The organism is Streptomyces sp. NPDC102437 (assembly GCF_044765565.1).
In the GTDB taxonomy this organism is placed as follows: domain Bacteria; phylum Actinomycetota; class Actinomycetes; order Streptomycetales; family Streptomycetaceae; genus Streptomyces.
On the sequence record NZ_JBIWKI010000001.1, the window covers coordinates 466,245 to 481,274 of the forward strand.

A 15,030-nucleotide genomic window follows, 5' to 3' on the forward strand; every position below is an offset into this window, starting at 1 on the left:
CTGCTCACCTGAACGGTTCATAAATCTCGCGCCACCCGGACCAGCGTTTCACGATCGGTCACGGAGACGACGCCCGCGGCCCGGGGGGCGGACCGATCACATCCGCCGGGAGAGTCCCCGCTCCGAATCCACTCGCCAACCGACGGTTGACGGCGTGCCACCCGGCACGGCCGGCGAACCGTCCTCGAAGGAGATCGAAAGATGACCACCACCCTCTCGGAACGGATCTCCCAGTCCGCCTTCGACGGTTCCCGGCTGCGTGTCGTGCTGCTGCTGGATCTCTACGACGGTGCCCAGAAGGAGTTCCTGGAGGCGTACGAGCACCTGCGCAACCAGGTGGCGTCCGTTCCCGGGCACATCAGCGACCAGCTGTGCCAGTCCATCGAGAACCCCTCTCAGTGGCTGATCACCAGCGAATGGGACAGCGCACCCCCGTTCCTGGCCTGGGTGAACAGCGAGGAGCACGTCGCCACGGTCCAGCCGCTGCACAACTGCGTGCGCGACACCAGATCGCTGCGGTTCAGCGTGCTGCGGGAGACCGGGAAGGCCTTCGAGATGGCACCCGAGCCGGCCAAGGGCCGCCTCCAGGCGTCCCCGCGCCTGGGCGACGGCGTGGTGCGCCACGCGCTCACCTTCACCGTCAAGCCGGGCACCGAGGACATCGTGGCCAAGATCCTCGCCGACTACGACTCCCCCAACGCACGCGTCGACGAGGACACCCGACTGCGCCGTACCTCGCTCTTCATGCACGGAAACCGTGTCGTGCGGGCCGTCGAGGTCGAGGGCGACCTGCTCGCCGCCCTGCGCCATGTCGCCCGGCAGCCCGAGATCAGGGCCGTCGAAGAGGCGATCAACCCGTATCTGGAGCAGGACCGGGACCTCAGCGACCCGGACTCCGCCCGGATGTTCTTCACCCGGGCGGCGCTCCCCACCGTCCACCACGTGACCGCCGGCCGGCACAAGGCCGAGGACGTCCGCCGGCACGCGCTCTTCTACCAGGCCAAGGAGGGCTGCGGCATGGCACTCGCCCGGCTCCTGGCCGAGCACGACGAGGAGGCGGCCGACGACCCGGCGAGCATCATCGACAGCAGCACCATCTTCCAGCGCGACGACGTGGTCGTCCGCCTCCTCGAAGCGGTCGAACCCATCGACGCCCAGCCCGCCCAGGCGGTGGGCATCGACGGCGCCGGCAAGGTGGCAAGGCTCGGGCGTCTCCTCGACGGCGGGAACAACGCCGTGCCCACGGACGAGCAGGGCATCTCGCACTTCCTCACGCAGTCCGAGATGACCTTGATCACAGATCGGCGGGCCATGGAGTCCTGAACCGCGCATCCGCCCCTGGGGGGTTCTCGCTCAACCCGTCATTACAACGCGCAATGCGCCAGGAGGAAAGCAGTCATGACCATGCACCGGCCACGCATCGTGGACCTCAGTGAGACGCAGCCCAACTGCAGGCGCGGAGGAGACCTGCGCGCCATGCTCACCCCGACAGCGGTGGGAGCCACCAGTGGCTTCATGGGGCTGGCGATCGTCCAGCCCGGCGACCGCATCGGCGAGCACTACCACCCGTACTCGGAGGAGTTCGTGTACGTGGTGAACGGGCTGCTGGAAGTGGACCTGGACGGTGAACCGCACCGGATGCGGCCCGACCAGGGCCTGCTGATCCCTCCCCATGTACGCCACCGATTCCGCAACGTGGGCGACGTCGAGGCCCGCATGGTCTTCCACCTCGGCCCGCTCGCCCCGCGCCCCGAACTCGGCCACGTCGACACCGAGCACACCGAATCCGCCGGCCGCGTCGCACCTCCGGAACGAACGGAGGCCGCTTCATGACCCGCCGCGTGGCGGTCACCGGCGTCGGTGTCGTCGCCCCGGGCGGCATCGGCGCACCGGCCTTCTGGGACCTCCTCGCGAACGGACGCACCGCCACCCGGGGCATCACGCTCTTCGACCCGGCCGGCTTCCGCTCCCGGATCGCCGCCGAGTGCGACTTCGACCCGGCGGCTCACGGGCTGGACGCCGCAACCGTCGACCGGTCGGACCGCTACATCCAGTTCGCGATGGTGGCGGCCAGGGAGGCCCTCGGTGACGCGGGCCTCGACCTGGAGAAGGTGGACCCCTGGCGCATGGGGGTGTCGCTGGGCACCGCGGTCGGCGGCACCACCCGGCTGGAGCACGACTACGTCGCGGTCAGCGAGAGCGGTGCGCGCTGGGACGTCGACCCCCGGCCGGCCGGCCCGCACCTGGAGCGGGCGTTCTCACCCAGCTCGCTCGCCTCGGCGGTCGCCGAGCAGGTCGGTGCGCACGGCCCGGTGCAGACCGTCTCCACGGGCTGCACCTCCGGCCTCGACGCGATCGGGTACGCCTTCCAGTCCATCGAGGAGGGCCGCGTCGACGTGTGCGTCGCCGGGGCGTCCGACTCACCGATCACCCCGATCACCGTGGCGTGCTTCGACGCGATCAAGGCCACCTCGGCGAACAACGACGACCCGGAGCACGCCTCCCGGCCGTTCGACGCACGCCGCGACGGCTTCGTCATGGGCGAGGGCGGCGCGGTCCTCGTCCTGGAGGAGCTGGAACACGCCCGCGCCCGCGGTGCCACCGTGTACTGCGAGATCGCGGGCTACGCCACCTTCGGCAACGCCTACCACATGACCGGGCTGACCCCCGAGGGCCTGGAGATGGCCGAGGCGATCAACCGGGCTCTGGGCCACGCCCGCATGGACGGCGATCAGATCGACTACGTCAACGCGCACGGCTCGGGCACCAAGCAGAACGACCGGCACGAGACGGCCGCCGTGAAGCGGGCCCTGGGCGCGCACGCCTTCGACATCCCGATGAGTTCGATCAAGTCCATGGTGGGCCACTCGCTGGGGGCGATCGGGGCGATAGAAATCGCGGCCTGCGTACTCGCCCTGGAGCATCAGACGGTGCCGCCGACGGCGAACTACGAGACCCCCGACCCCGAGTGCGACCTCGACTACGTGCCCCGCACCGCACGCCCGATGAAGCTGCGCAGTGTCCTCTCGGTGGGCAGCGGCTTCGGCGGCTTCCAGTCCGCGGTCGCCCTGACCCGTACAGGTGGGAGGACACCATGAGAACCCGCAAAGCCCGGCGCACCGTCGTCACCGGCATCGGTGTGGTCGCCCCCAACGGCAACAACACCGAAGCCTTCTGGAAGCGGACGCACGAAGGAATGAGCGTCCTCGACCGGGTCACCCGCGAGGGCTGCGAACACCTGCCCCTGCGGGTCGCGGGCGAGGTGCGGGGATTCGAGGCGGTCGAACTGATCGAAGAGCGCTTCCTCGTCCAGACAGACAAGTTCACGCACTTCGCGATGGCCGCCGCGGACATCGCGCTCGACGACGCCCGGCTCGGCCGCGCCGACTACGAGGACTCACCCTTCGACGTCGGGGTCGTCACCGCGGCCGGGTCCGGCGGCGGAGAGTTCGGCCAGCGTGAACTCCAGCGGCTGTGGGGACAGGGCTCCAGCTATGTGGGGCCCTACCAGTCCATCGCCTGGTTCTACGCGGCCAGCACCGGCCAGATCTCGATCCGAGGCGGCTTCAAGGGGCCGTGCGCGGTCGTGGCCAGCGACGAGGCCGGCGGTCTGGACGCGCTGGCGCACGCCGCCCGTTCGATCCGGGGCGGCGCCGAGGCGGTGGTGGTCGGCGCGGCCGAGGCCCCGCTGGCGCCCTACTCGGTCGTCTGCCAGCTCGGGTACGAGGACCTGAGCACCGTCGAGGACCCCTCCCGCGCCTACCGGCCGTTCACCTCGGGCGCCTGCGGCTTCGTGCCGGCCGAGGGCGGCGCCATGCTGGTGGTCGAGGAGGAGCAGTCGGCACGCCGGCGCGGCGCCAGGGTACGGGCCGAACTCGCCGGGCACGCCGCCACGTTCACCGGAGCGGCCAGGTGGGAGGAGTCCCGGGAGGGCCTCGCCCAGGCGATCATCGGCGCCCTGCGGGAGGCGGACTGCGCGCCGGACGAGATCGACGTCGTCTTCGCGGACGCCCTCGGCGTACCCGCGGCCGACCAGGCCGAGGCCCTGGCGATCGCCGACGCCCTCGGTGCGCACGGCAAGCGAGTCCCCGTGACGGCGCCGAAGACCGGGATCGGGCGCGCGTACTGCGGTGCACCGGTGCTGGACGCGGCCGCCGCGGTGCTCTCCATGGAGAACGCGCTCATACCTCCCACGCCGAACGTCTTCGAGGTGTGCCACGACCTCGACGTCGTCACCGGCTGCGCCCGCCCCGCCGAGCTGCGGACGGCGCTGGTGCTCAGCCGCGGGCTCATGGGCTCGAACGCCGCGATGGTGCTGCGGTGCTCCACCGACCCCCGAACGTGAGAAGGAGAAGTCCTCATGACCGACCGACTGACCTACACGGAACTCGCCGTCCTGATGAAGAAGGGCGCCGGAGTCTCCGTCGACCCGCTCGACATGGAGCAGCGCCCCGGTTCGGCCTTCGACGAGTACGGCCTGGACTCGCTGGGCCTGCTCGGCATCGTCGGTGTGCTGGAGAACCGGCACGGCCGGCCGCTGCCGGCCGACGCGGACCGTTGCAAGACCCCGCAGGAATTCCTCGACCTCGTCAACAACAGCCTCATGACAGGAGCCTGAAGTGTCCGGACACACCGAGAACGAGATCACCATCGCCGCCCCCCTGGACCTGGTCTGGGACGTGACGAACGACCTGGAGAACTGGCCGCGGCTTTTCAGTGAGTACGCCGCGGTCGAGATCATCGAGCGGGACGGCGACAGCACCACCTTCCGTCTGACGATGCACCCCGACGAGAACGGCAAGGTGTGGAGCTGGGTCTCCGAGCGGACCGTGGACCGTGGTGGGCGCCTGGTCCGCGCCCGTCGTGTGGAGCCCGGTCCGTTCCAGCACATGAACATCCGGTGGGAGTACTCCGAGGTGCCCGGCGGCACGAAGATGCACTGGACCCAGGACTTCGCGATGCGTCCCGACGCACCCGTCGACGACGCCTGGATGACCGACAACATCAACCGCAACTCCAAGGTCCAGATGGAGCTGATCCGGGACAAGATCGAGCAGCGCGACCGGGAGCGCCGCACCGCCTCGGTCGGGGCCAACTGACCCGCCGTCCGCCCACGGCCCGCCACCCCGCCCCCGGGCCGGGTGGCGAGCCGCGAACCAGAAAGGCATCTCCCGATGCACCACGCTCTGATCGTCGCCCGGATGGCACCGGGTTCGGCGCCGGACATCGCCGAACTGTTCGCGGCCTCCGACAGCGGCGAACTGCCCCACCTCGTCGGTGTGACCAGGCGCAAGCTCTTCCAGTTCGGCGACGTGTATCTGCACCTGATCGAGTCGGAGCAGCCGCCGGGCCCCGAGATCGCGAAGGTGACCGAGCACCCCGAGTTCAGGGACATCAGCGACAAGCTCACCGCCTACGTCAGCGCGTACGACCCGAAGACCTGGCGGAGCCCCAAGGACGCCATGGCCCACGAGTTCTACACGTGGGAGCGCGGCACCCCCGCCTGAGACGGACGATCGCCCCGGGTCCGGCCGAGAGGCCGGGCCCGGGGCGATCCGCATGCCCGGGGAGGGAAGGTCAGCCGGGGACCACGCACTCGAACGCGTCCAGGTAGGGGTTGACCGCGACGACGTCGCCGATCAGCAGCCCGGCATCCGAGATCCGGGTGACCAGGCTCTCCCTGGTGTGCTTCGCGCCGCCCACGTTCAGGAGCAGCAGCAGGTCCATCGCGGTGGTGAACCGCATCGAGGGGGTGTCGTCGACCAGGTTCTCGATGATGACGACCCTGGCGCCCGGCCGGGCCGCCGCGATCACGTTGCGCAGCGTCCTGCGGGTGCTCTCGTCGTCCCACTCCAGGATGTTCTTGATGATGTAGAGATCGGCATCGACGGGGATGGCCTCACGGCAGTCCCCGGCGACGATCCGGGTCCGGTCGACGAGCGCGCCCTCGTCGCGCAGCCGCGCGTCGGCGCGGGCCACCACGCCCGGCAGATCCATCAGCGTGCCGTGCAGCGAGGGGTCCTTCTCCAGCAGGCTCGCCAGTACGTGCCCCTGGCCGCCGCCGATGTCGGCGACCGTGGACACCCCGGTGAGGTCCAGGAGCTCGGCGACATCCAGCGCGGACTGCATGCTGGAGGTGGTCATCGCACGGTTGAAGATCTGCGCGGACTCGTGGGCCTCCTGGTGGAGGTAGTCGAAGAACCCCTTGCCGTGCACCTCGGCGAAGACGCTCCTGCCGGTGCGCACCGCGTCGTCGAGGCGCGGCCAGACGTCCCAGGTCCAGGGCTCGGTGCACCACAGCGAGATGTCGCGAAGGCTGTTGGGGTCGTCCTTGCGCAGCAGGCGCGACATCTCCGTGTGGGCGAACTGCCCGTCCGGGGTCTCGGTGAAGATCCCGTAGCAGGACAGAGCGCGTAGCAGCCGCCGCAGCGGCGCCGGCTCGGCCTTCACCAGCGCCGCGAGCTCCTGCGCCGTGGCGGGCGTCTCGCCCAGCGCGTCGGCGACGCCCAGGCGGGCGGCGGCGCGCACGGCGGCGGCCCTCGCCGCGCCGAAGACCAGCTCGCGCAGCTGCATGGCCGGCTGCGGGGGAGTGACGGGGTGCGGGAGGGCGGCGTGTACGGGGGAGGGGGCGGGGGTCGGGGTGGGGCTCACAGTGGTCATGCTGTCTCGCTTCTCCTCGTGCGGGGGTGCACCGGTCAGCACATGCCGGCCGGTGCGGACTTGGCGCAGACGTTGTCGGCGAAGGTGTTGCCCTTGCCGGTGTCCCCATTGGCGAGGTCGGCCGGCTTGTTACCGAGCACGACGTTGCCGCTGATGGTGTTGCCGTTGTTCTTCGTGCCCACGAAGCTCTTGAACAGGACGACGCCGCCGGACATCGGGGTGGCGCCGGAGTTGTCGCGGATGGTGTTCGAGCGCACCTTGGTGTCCGCGGCGCCGGTGAGCACGAGGCCGGAGCCCTGGAGGGCCGAAAGCCGTTCGGTCGCGGAGCAGAACTTGTTGTTGCCGGTGATCTCGTTGGACTCGATGGTCATGGCGCCGGCCTGCGGCTTTCCTTCGTCGCCCACGACGAACACACCGGTGCAGTTGCCGGAGACGCTGTTGTCGTGGACCGACAGGTTCCGGACCCGCCTGGCGGTGAATCCGATCCGGTTGTCCTTCAGCGCGTTGTCCCGGACCTCGGTGCCCCGGGTGTCGGTGGCGCCGCCCTCCTTGTCGACGGTGTTCGCGACGAAGATGCCGGCGTCGCCGTTGGCACGGGCGGTGTTGCCGATGAACGCGCCGCGGGTGGAGCGTTCCTGGGCGATGCCCCAGACACCGTTGTGCTCGGAGGTGACCCGGCGGACGGTCAGCCGGTCGGTCCAGGAGGCCCAGACGCCGTTCTTCTTGAACCCGGACAAGGTCAGCGATTCGATGCGGACGCCGTCCACGGTCTTGCCCGACCGGCCCTGGACGCAGATTCCGCTGCCGGCCTTCGCGCAGGCGTCGGTGGCCTTCGTGCCCGCCTCGGCCGGCCGGATCACGGTCTTGCTGCCGGCGCCGCGCAGGGTCAGGTCGGGCTTGCTGACCAGGACGCTCTCCCGGTACGTGCCGGGCAGCAGGACGATGGTGTCACCCGGCTGGGCGGCGTCCACCGCTTTCTGGATCGACTGGCCCGGACGGACCTCGTGCGAGTCCGTGGCCGAGGCGGAGGACATTCCACACCCAGCGGCTGAGAGTGCCAGGATCGGGACAAAAGCCCTGATGTTTCGTTTCTTCATGAGGCGAAACTATGGGCGATCTCCCTCTGTTGCCACATAGGGTGAGCGGATGGGTCCGGAGGGTGCCCGAATGGGTGACGCGGGCTCCGCCGCTCGGTGACCGGGCCCGGTTCGCCCGCGCGGCCGGACCCGCCCTCACTCCCCGGATCCGGGCCGCGGTGCGGCGACCGAGCGGGCCCACCGGTAGTCGGCCTTGCCGCTGGGCGAGCGCTGGATCCGGTGGGTGATCACCAGCCGGCGGGGGATCTTGTAGCCCGCGAGCCGGGTCCGGCAGTGGGCCTGGAGGTCGTCGAGCGTGGGCTCGGCCGCCCCCTCGCGCAGCTGCACCACCGCCGCGACACGGTTGCCCCACCGTTCGTCGGGCACCGCGGCGACCAGTGCGTCGTACACGTCCGGGTGGGCCTTCAACGCCTGCTCGACCTCCTCGGGGTACACCTTCTCGCCGCCGGTGTTGATGCACTGCGAACCGCGGCCGAGGACCGTGACGATGCCCTCCTCGTCGACCGTCGCCATGTCCCCGAGCAGGACCCATCGCTCGTCGCCCCGCCGGAAGAAGGTCTCCGCGGTCTTGCCGGGGTCGTTGTAGTAGCCGAGCGGCACGTGCCCGCGCTGGGCGATCCGTCCCGGCTCACCCGGAGCCACCGGCTCGTACGTCGCCGGATCGACTACCGCCGTACGGGAGTTGACCCGGAGCCGGAACCCGTTCTCCGGCCCGGAGTCGGCGGTCGCCGTGCCGTTGAACCCGGACTCCGACGAGCCGAAGTTGTTCAGCAGCATCACCGTCGGCACCAGTTCCTGGAATTCGGCGCGCACCGAGTCCGACATGATCGCGCCCGAACTGGACACCGAGAACATCGCGGAGCAGTCGGTGCCCTTCAGTGGGCCCTTCAGTGCGTCGATCAGCGGCCGCAGCATCGCGTCGCCCACCAGCGACACACTGGTGACCTTCTCCTTCTCGATCGTACGGAGCACCTCCTCGGGCACGAACTTGCGGTGGACCACGACCCGCTGCCCGAAGTTGAAACCGATGAACGCGGTGAGCGTCGAGGTGCCGTGCATCAGCGGCGGAGTGGGGAAGAAGGTGATCCCCTCACCGCCCGCGGCGACCCGCTCGGCCAGCTCCTGCGGTGACTTCACCGGCTCACCGGTGGGCGCGCCCCCGCCGAGGCCGGAGAAGAATAGGTCCTCCTGGCGCCACATCACACCCTTGGGCATTCCGGTGGTGCCGCCGGTGTAGATGATGAACTGGTCGTCGGGTGACCGCGGCGGGAAACCGCGCTCCGGGCTGCCGGACGCCTCGGCATCGGTGAAGGCGACGGCGTCCGGGCCGCGCACCCCCGCCCCCGGCACCCCCACCCGTACGAGATGGCGCAGGCCGGGGGCCTTCGGTGCGGCGGCCGCCACCCGTTCGTCGAACTCGGCGTCGAAGACCAGCGCGGCCAGATCCGCGTCACGGTAGAGGTAGATCAACTCCTCTTCCACATAACGGTAGTTCACGTTGACGGGAACGATTCGGGCCTTCAGGCAGGCCAGCACGGTCTGGAGGTACTCCACCCCGTTGTAGAGGTGCAGCCCCAGATGCTCGCCCGGAGTGATGCCAGCCTCGATCAGATGGTGGGCCAGGCGGTTGGCCGCCGCGTCCAGCTCCGCGTACGTCAGCCGGCGCTCCGCGCCCGTGCCGGGATGGTCGACGTAGACGAGCGCCTCGCGTTCCGGGACCGCGTCGACGACCGACTCGAACAGGTCGGCAAGGTTGTACTCCACCGTTCCTCCTGACCCCGGAATCTGACTGGCTCGGCGGTCATTAGAGCGCCGGGAGGCGCAACTGGGAAGGGGTGCCGCCGAGGAAATCTGACTGGCTGTCAGAAAACTATTGAACTGGACCACCACCTACTGCAACCTGTTCTAGGTCTTTAGACGGGAGGCGGACAATGGGTGGTACGGAACACCTCGTCATGCGGCGCGAGGGCGCCACACTGGTGCTCACCCTGAACAGGCCGGAGGCGAAGAACGCCCTGTCGCTGCCGATGCTGGTCGGGCTCTACGACGGCTGGCTGGCGGCGGACGAGGACGAGACGATCCGCTCGGTGGTTCTCACCGGCGCGGGCGGCTGCTTCTGCGCCGGCATGGACCTCAAGGCCCTGGCGGGCAAGGGAATGGAGGGCGAACAGTACCGGGACCGGATGGCCGCCGACCCCGATCTGCACTGGAAGGCGATGCTGCGCCACCACCGCCCCCGCAAACCGGTCATCGCCGCCGTGGAGGGTCACTGCGTCGCGGGCGGCACCGAGATCCTCCAGGGCACCGACATCCGGATCGCCGGGGCGGGCGCCACCTTCGGGCTCTTCGAGGTGCAGCGCGGTCTCTTCCCCATCGGCGGGTCGACGGTCCGGCTGCCGCGCCAGATCGCCCGGACGCACGCGCTCGAAATGCTCCTCACCGGACGTGCTTACAGCGCCGAGGAGGCGGCCGGAATCGGGCTGATCGGCCGGGTCGTCCCCGACGGCACGGCGCTGGAGGAGGCCCACGCCGTCGCCGAACGGATCAACGCCTGCGGACCGCTCGCCGTCGAAGCCGTCAAGGCGTCCGTGTACGAGACCGCGGAGATGACCGAGACCGAGGGACTGGCCGCCGAACTGAAGCGCGGCTGGCCGGTGTTCGCGACCGAAGACGCCAAGGAAGGCGCCCGCGCCTTCGCCGAGAAGCGCCCGCCCGTCTACCGGCGCGCCTGAGCCGAGGAGTCAACCGTGCCCGAAACCCTCAGTGCACCGCTGGTGGTCGAATTCCCCTTCACCCGCTCCCTGGGGCCCGTCCAGAGCGCCTTCCTCACCGGACTGCGCGAACGCACCGTCCTCGGCGTGAGCACCGCCGGGGGAAAGGTCCTGGTCCCGCCCGTCGAGTACGACCCTGTCACCGCGGAGGAAATCCGCGAAATGACCGAGGTCGCCGCCACCGGCACCGTCACCACCTGGGCCTGGAACCCCGCACCCCGTCCCGCCCAGCCCCTCGCCACCCCATTCGCCTGGGTCCTGGTCCGGCTCGACGGCGCCGACACCGCACTGCTGCACGCCCTCGACGCCCCCGGCCCCGACGCCGTGCGCAGCGGCATGCGGGTACGGATCCGCTGGGCCGCCGAACGCACCGGAGCGATCACCGACATCGCCTGCTTCGAGCCGTACGACGGCGATGACACCAGGCAATCGACCCCGCACGACGGGGAGTTCACCGACCCCGTCACCGGCATCGTCACCCCGGCCCGGCTCGACTACCGGTACACCCCCGGCCGCGCCCAGAGCGCGTACCTCGACGCACTCTCCCGGCAGCACATCGTCGGCGAGCGCTGCCCGTCCTGCCACAAGGTGTACGTACCGCCCCGCGGCGCCTGCCCCACCTGCGGCGTCGCCACCACCGAACGGGTCGAGGTCGGCCCGCGCGGCACCGTGACCACGTTCTGCATCGTCAACATCAAGGCCAAGAACCTGGACATCGAAGTCCCCTACGTCTACGCACACATCGCGCTCGACGGCGCGGACCTCGCCCTGCACGCCCGGATCGGCGGCATCCCGTACGACCAGGTCCGCATGGGCCTGCGCGTCGAACCCGTCTGGACCGAGGGAGGGCGGCACCCCGACCACTACCGGCCGACCGGCGAGCCCGACGCCGACTACGACGCGTACAAGGAGCTGCTCTAGATGCGAGACGTGGCGATCGTCGCCTTCGCGCAGACCGACCATCTGCGGCAGACCGACGAACTCTCCGAAGTCGAGATACTGATGCCCGTCCTCCACCAGGTCCTCGACGCGACCGGGCTCAGGGCCGGCGACATCGGCTTCACCTGCTCCGGCTCCAGCGACTACCTCGCGGGCCGGGCCTTCTCCTTCACCATGGCGCTCGACGGCGTCGGCGCCAACCCGCCGATCTCAGAGTCCCACGTGGAGATGGACGGGGCCTGGGCGCTGTACGAGGCCTGGGTGAAGATACAGACCGGCCAGGCGGACACCGCGCTCGTCTACTCCTACGGAAAGTCCTCGCCCGGCGAGGTGCGTGACGTCCTCACCCGCCAGCTCGACCCGTACTACGTCGGCCCGCTCTGGCCGGACTCCGTGGCGCTCGCCGCCCTCCAGGCCCAGGCGCTGATCGACGCGGGCGACACGGACGAGACGGCCCTCGCCGCGATCGCCCACCGCAGCCGGGCCGCCGCGGCGGACAACCCGCACGCCCAGCTCACGGGAGCGGTCCCGGCCGGCGACTACGTCGTACGGCCACTGCGCACCGGCGACTGCCCGCCGGTCGGCGACGGCGCCGCCGCCGTGATCCTCGCCGCCGGTGACACCGCACGGGCCCTGTGCCCCCGCCCCGCCTGGATCCGGGGCATCGACCACCGCATCGAGGCCCACTCCCTCGGTGTGCGGGAGCTGACCGACTCACCGTCCACCCGGCTCGCCGCGACCCGCGCCGGGGCCTTCGAACGGCCCGTGGACACCGCCGAGTTGCACGCCCCGTTCACCTCCCAGGAGGTGGTGCTGCGCAAGGCGCTCCGACTCGACGAAAGCGTCGACGTCAACCCGTCCGGCGGCGCGCTCGCCGCCAACCCCGTCATGGCCGCCGGGCTGATCCGCCTCGGCGAGGCCGCTGCCCGCATCCACCGCGGCGAGTCCGACAGGGCACTCGCCCACGCCACCTCCGGGCCCTGCCTCCAGCAGAACCTGGTCGCCGTCCTCGAAGGGGAGAGCGCTCATGCCTGAGGAGCCCGTGGCCGTCGTAGGTATCGGCCAGACGAAGCACGTAGCCGCACGCCGGGACGTCTCCATCGCCGGACTCGTCCGCGAGGCCGCCGTCCGTGCACTGGAGGACGCGGCCCTGACCTGGGCGGACATCGACGCCGTCGTCATCGGCAAGGCCCCCGACTTCTTCGAGGGCCTGATGATGCCGGAGCTCTATCTGGCCGACGCCCTCGGCGCGGTCGGCAAACCGATGCTCCGGGTGCACACCGCGGGCTCGGTCGGCGGTTCCACCGCGCTGGTCGCCGCCAATCTGGTCTCCGCGCGGGTGCACCGCACCGTCCTCACACTCGCCTTCGAGAAACAGTCCGAGTCCAACGCCATGTGGGGGCTCTCGCTGCCCATCCCGTTCCAGCAGCCGCTACTGGCCGGAGCGGGCGGCTTCTTCGCCCCGCACGTACGGGCGTACATGCGCCGGACCGGGGCGCCGGACACGGTGGGATCCCTCGTTGCGTACAAGGACCGCCGCAACGCACTCAAGAATCCCTATGCGCACATCCACGACCCCGACATCACCCTGGAAAAGGTCCGCTCGGCACCGATGCTCTGGGACCCGATCCGCTATTCGGAGACCTGCCCGTCCTCCGACGGGGCCTGCGCGATGGTCCTCACCGACCGGGCCGGGGCGGCCCGTTCGCCGCAACCGCCCGCCTGGGTGCACGGCGGCGCGATGCGCAGCGAGCCGACCCTCTTCGCGGGAAAGGACTTCGTCTCGCCGCGGGCGGGCCGCGACTGCGCCGCCGATGTGTACCGGCAGGCGGGCATCAGCGACCCGCGGCGCGAGATCGACGCCGTGGAGATGTATGTGCCCTTCTCCTGGTACGAGCCGATGTGGCTGGAGAACCTGGGCTTCGCCGACGAAGGGGAGGGCTGGAAGCTCACCGAGTCCGGCGTCACCGAACTCGACGGCGACCTGCCGGTGAACCCGTCGGGCGGCGTGCTCTCCACCAATCCCATCGGCGCCTCCGGCATGATCCGCTTCGCCGAGGCCGCGTTGCAGGTACGTGGGCAGGCGGGCGAACACCAGGTGGCGGGGGCCCGGAAGGCGCTCGGCCACGCCTACGGGGGCGGGGCGCAGTTCTTCTCCATGTGGCTGGTCGGAGCCGAGCCGCCCAGCAGCTGACACCGGTCGGTCCCGGGCCGGCGGAAGCCCCCTTCGCGCCCTGTCCGGGACCGCCGGGGGTGACTACCCTTTGGCCCGGGACGACAAGTGGGAGGAGCCGACGTGGCGGAGCGCACCACGGCCCAGCACCGCTTCGCGGGCTGGGACAAGCCGGATCTCGACCTCAGTAACGCGCAGTGGATGTCGGGCAGTCAGAGCGCAGGGGACGTCCAGATCGCCTTCGTCGAGGGATTCATCGCGATGCGCAACGCGGGGAAACCCGGCAGCCCGTCGATCGTCTTCACCCCGGCCGAATGGCGCGCTTCGTGGTGAACGCCCGCGAGGGCGAGTTCGATCTCACCTGAAGGCGCGCCGTGACGTGACATGACGCGGCTCCGGGACCGGGGGCGGGGGCCGGGGCTGTGGACCGCGCCCCCTCGACCCGTGATCACCCGATCGGCGGCACGGCGGGGCGGAACGCAGCCGCCGGGGCCCGCACACCGTGGGTGGCGCGGTCGCTGCGGGCGGTGAACGTGATCTTCGGACCCAGCCGGGGGCGGACCGCGGCCGGGGCCGGCCCCCGGCCGCGGAATCCTCCCCGCAGCCGGGCCGCGTAGGCTTCGGCGCCCCGGCCTGCGCGGACCCGGCTCCGCAAGGTGAGCCCGGACACGTAACATGTCTGCATGTCCTTCCTCCGCCGCCGTAGCGCCGCCACACCCGCGGGCCCCGACTTCGACGTCCTGGCCATGGACCCGGGGGACTGGCCCGGAAACCTCGGCGCGGGTCTGCTGCCCGCGCCTGACGGAAGCTGTCAGGGCGTCTTCCTGCGCTACGACCTGTTCGGCGGCCGCGGCCCCGCGATGATCATCGGCAACCTCCCGGAGGGTTCGCCCGCCCGGGAGACCGAGGAGGGACAGGTCCCGTTCGAGGTCGCCCAACTGCTGCTCGCGCTGGAGAACGACGAGCCGGTCGAGGTCACCGGCACGGAGGACATGCCCGTCATGCAGGGCGACAACCTGCTGATCGTGCGCCGCGTCAAGCTCTCCGAGAGCCGGATCTCCTGCGTCCAGTTCGACCGCAGCGACGGTGTGCTGGTCACCATCGCCAGCTGGGACCGGCCGATCACCGACGACCTGTACACCCTGCTCAAGCCGCTGCCCGCCGAGCTTTTCCAGCAGGGCTGACTTCGCACCGCTCGTCGGCAGCCGCACATACCGGGCGGCTGCGGGGCGCATCTCCCGAGATCCGTCCAAGTGCTCGCGGCCTCCGTCCAAGAGGCCGCTTTGTCATGCTCCTTGTCGGGCCAGTCGTCGGACCTTTACCGTCGGCCGCATGACATCCGGGATCACGCGACGTACCACCGTGAAGACAGCAATAGGGGCAACCGGTG

16 protein-coding genes and 1 pseudogene are annotated in these 15,030 nt (G+C 70.5%); 13 read left to right on the plus strand and 4 right to left on the minus strand.

Annotated features, from left to right (window positions below; genetic code table 11):
• Positions 1-201: 201 nt before the first annotated feature.
• From ACIRJP_RS02050 to ACIRJP_RS02080, 7 genes are all read left to right on the plus strand, one after another.
• Positions 202-1,323: a SchA/CurD-like domain-containing protein gene (locus ACIRJP_RS02050; RefSeq protein ID WP_404167206.1), complete on the plus strand. Its 1,122-nt coding sequence runs from the start codon at positions 202-204 to the stop codon at positions 1,321-1,323.
• A 75-nt stretch (positions 1,324-1,398) separates the two neighbouring features.
• On the plus strand, positions 1,399-1,833 hold the full coding sequence (locus ACIRJP_RS02055; protein WP_404167208.1) for a cupin domain-containing protein: 435 nt from the start codon (positions 1,399-1,401) through the stop codon (positions 1,831-1,833).
• Entirely contained in the window at positions 1,830-3,098 is a 1,269-nt protein-coding gene (locus ACIRJP_RS02060; RefSeq protein WP_404167210.1) for a beta-ketoacyl-[acyl-carrier-protein] synthase family protein, read from the plus strand. Before ACIRJP_RS02055 ends, ACIRJP_RS02060 begins: the two co-directional genes overlap by 4 nt.
• Positions 3,095-4,345, plus strand: coding sequence for a beta-ketoacyl synthase N-terminal-like domain-containing protein (locus ACIRJP_RS02065; RefSeq protein ID WP_404167212.1), 1,251 nt, complete (start codon positions 3,095-3,097; stop codon positions 4,343-4,345). The genes ACIRJP_RS02060 and ACIRJP_RS02065 overlap by 4 nt, the downstream gene beginning before the upstream one ends.
• A 15-nt stretch (positions 4,346-4,360) precedes the next feature.
• Positions 4,361-4,618 carry an acyl carrier protein gene (locus tag ACIRJP_RS02070; RefSeq protein WP_266734639.1) on the plus strand — a complete coding sequence of 86 codons (258 nt, stop codon included), beginning with the start codon at positions 4,361-4,363 and terminating at the stop codon, positions 4,616-4,618.
• Between the two features lies 1 nt (position 4,619).
• The gene (locus ACIRJP_RS02075; protein ID WP_404167214.1) at positions 4,620-5,099 is read left to right on the plus strand and encodes an SRPBCC family protein; all 480 of its coding nucleotides are present in this window, start codon (positions 4,620-4,622) and stop codon (positions 5,097-5,099) included.
• Positions 5,100-5,174: 75 nt separating this feature from the next.
• On the plus strand, positions 5,175-5,507 hold the full coding sequence (locus ACIRJP_RS02080) for a TcmI family type II polyketide cyclase (RefSeq protein WP_356087529.1): 333 nt from the start codon (positions 5,175-5,177) through the stop codon (positions 5,505-5,507).
• 70 nt (positions 5,508-5,577) lie between these two features.
• Here the strand turns inward: ACIRJP_RS02080 and ACIRJP_RS02085 are convergent, their stop codons facing one another.
• The 3 genes from ACIRJP_RS02085 to ACIRJP_RS02095 all read right to left on the minus strand — a co-directional run bounded on the left by ACIRJP_RS02085 (position 5,578) and on the right by ACIRJP_RS02095 (position 9,521).
• Positions 5,578-6,660, minus strand: a complete 1,083-nt coding sequence (locus ACIRJP_RS02085) for a methyltransferase (RefSeq protein WP_404167216.1) — start codon at positions 6,658-6,660, stop codon at positions 5,578-5,580.
• A 35-nt stretch (positions 6,661-6,695) separates the two neighbouring features.
• Positions 6,696-7,757, minus strand: coding sequence for a nitrous oxide reductase family maturation protein NosD (locus tag ACIRJP_RS02090; protein WP_404167218.1), 1,062 nt, complete (start codon positions 7,755-7,757; stop codon positions 6,696-6,698).
• A 135-nt stretch (positions 7,758-7,892) separates the two neighbouring features.
• The gene (locus ACIRJP_RS02095; RefSeq protein ID WP_404167220.1) at positions 7,893-9,521 is read right to left on the minus strand and encodes an acyl-CoA synthetase; all 1,629 of its coding nucleotides are present in this window, start codon (positions 9,519-9,521) and stop codon (positions 7,893-7,895) included.
• A 167-nt stretch (positions 9,522-9,688) separates the two neighbouring features.
• Here ACIRJP_RS02095 and ACIRJP_RS02100 point away from each other — a divergent pair, with 167 nt between their 5' ends.
• The 5 genes and pseudogenes from ACIRJP_RS02100 to ACIRJP_RS02120 all read left to right on the plus strand — a co-directional run bounded on the left by ACIRJP_RS02100 (position 9,689) and on the right by ACIRJP_RS02120 (position 14,005).
• Positions 9,689-10,489: a crotonase/enoyl-CoA hydratase family protein gene (locus ACIRJP_RS02100; protein WP_404167222.1), complete on the plus strand. Its 801-nt coding sequence runs from the start codon at positions 9,689-9,691 to the stop codon at positions 10,487-10,489.
• 15 nt (positions 10,490-10,504) lie between these two features.
• A complete protein-coding gene (locus ACIRJP_RS02105) occupies positions 10,505-11,449 on the plus strand; it encodes a Zn-ribbon domain-containing OB-fold protein (RefSeq protein ID WP_404167224.1) in 945 nt (314 codons plus the stop codon).
• Positions 11,450-12,502: a thiolase domain-containing protein gene (locus ACIRJP_RS02110; protein ID WP_404167226.1), complete on the plus strand. Its 1,053-nt coding sequence runs from the start codon at positions 11,450-11,452 to the stop codon at positions 12,500-12,502.
• Positions 12,495-13,661 (plus strand): thiolase domain-containing protein, encoded by a 1,167-nt coding sequence (locus ACIRJP_RS02115; protein ID WP_404167228.1) that lies wholly within the window; start codon positions 12,495-12,497, stop codon positions 13,659-13,661. The genes ACIRJP_RS02110 and ACIRJP_RS02115 overlap by 8 nt, the downstream gene beginning before the upstream one ends.
• Positions 13,662-13,763: 102 nt before the next feature.
• Positions 13,764-14,005: pseudogene (locus ACIRJP_RS02120) on the plus strand (DUF397 domain-containing protein).
• 83 nt (positions 14,006-14,088) lie between these two features.
• Here the strand turns inward: ACIRJP_RS02120 and ACIRJP_RS02125 are convergent.
• Positions 14,089-14,325 (minus strand): hypothetical protein, encoded by a 237-nt coding sequence (locus ACIRJP_RS02125; RefSeq protein WP_404167230.1) that lies wholly within the window; start codon positions 14,323-14,325, stop codon positions 14,089-14,091.
• Between ACIRJP_RS02125 and ACIRJP_RS02130 the strand changes: the two genes are divergently transcribed.
• Entirely contained in the window at positions 14,324-14,824 is a 501-nt protein-coding gene (locus ACIRJP_RS02130) for a hypothetical protein (protein WP_018550733.1), read from the plus strand. The two genes, ACIRJP_RS02125 and ACIRJP_RS02130, sit on opposite strands and share 2 nt — an antisense overlap.
• Positions 14,825-15,030 lie beyond the last annotated feature (206 nt).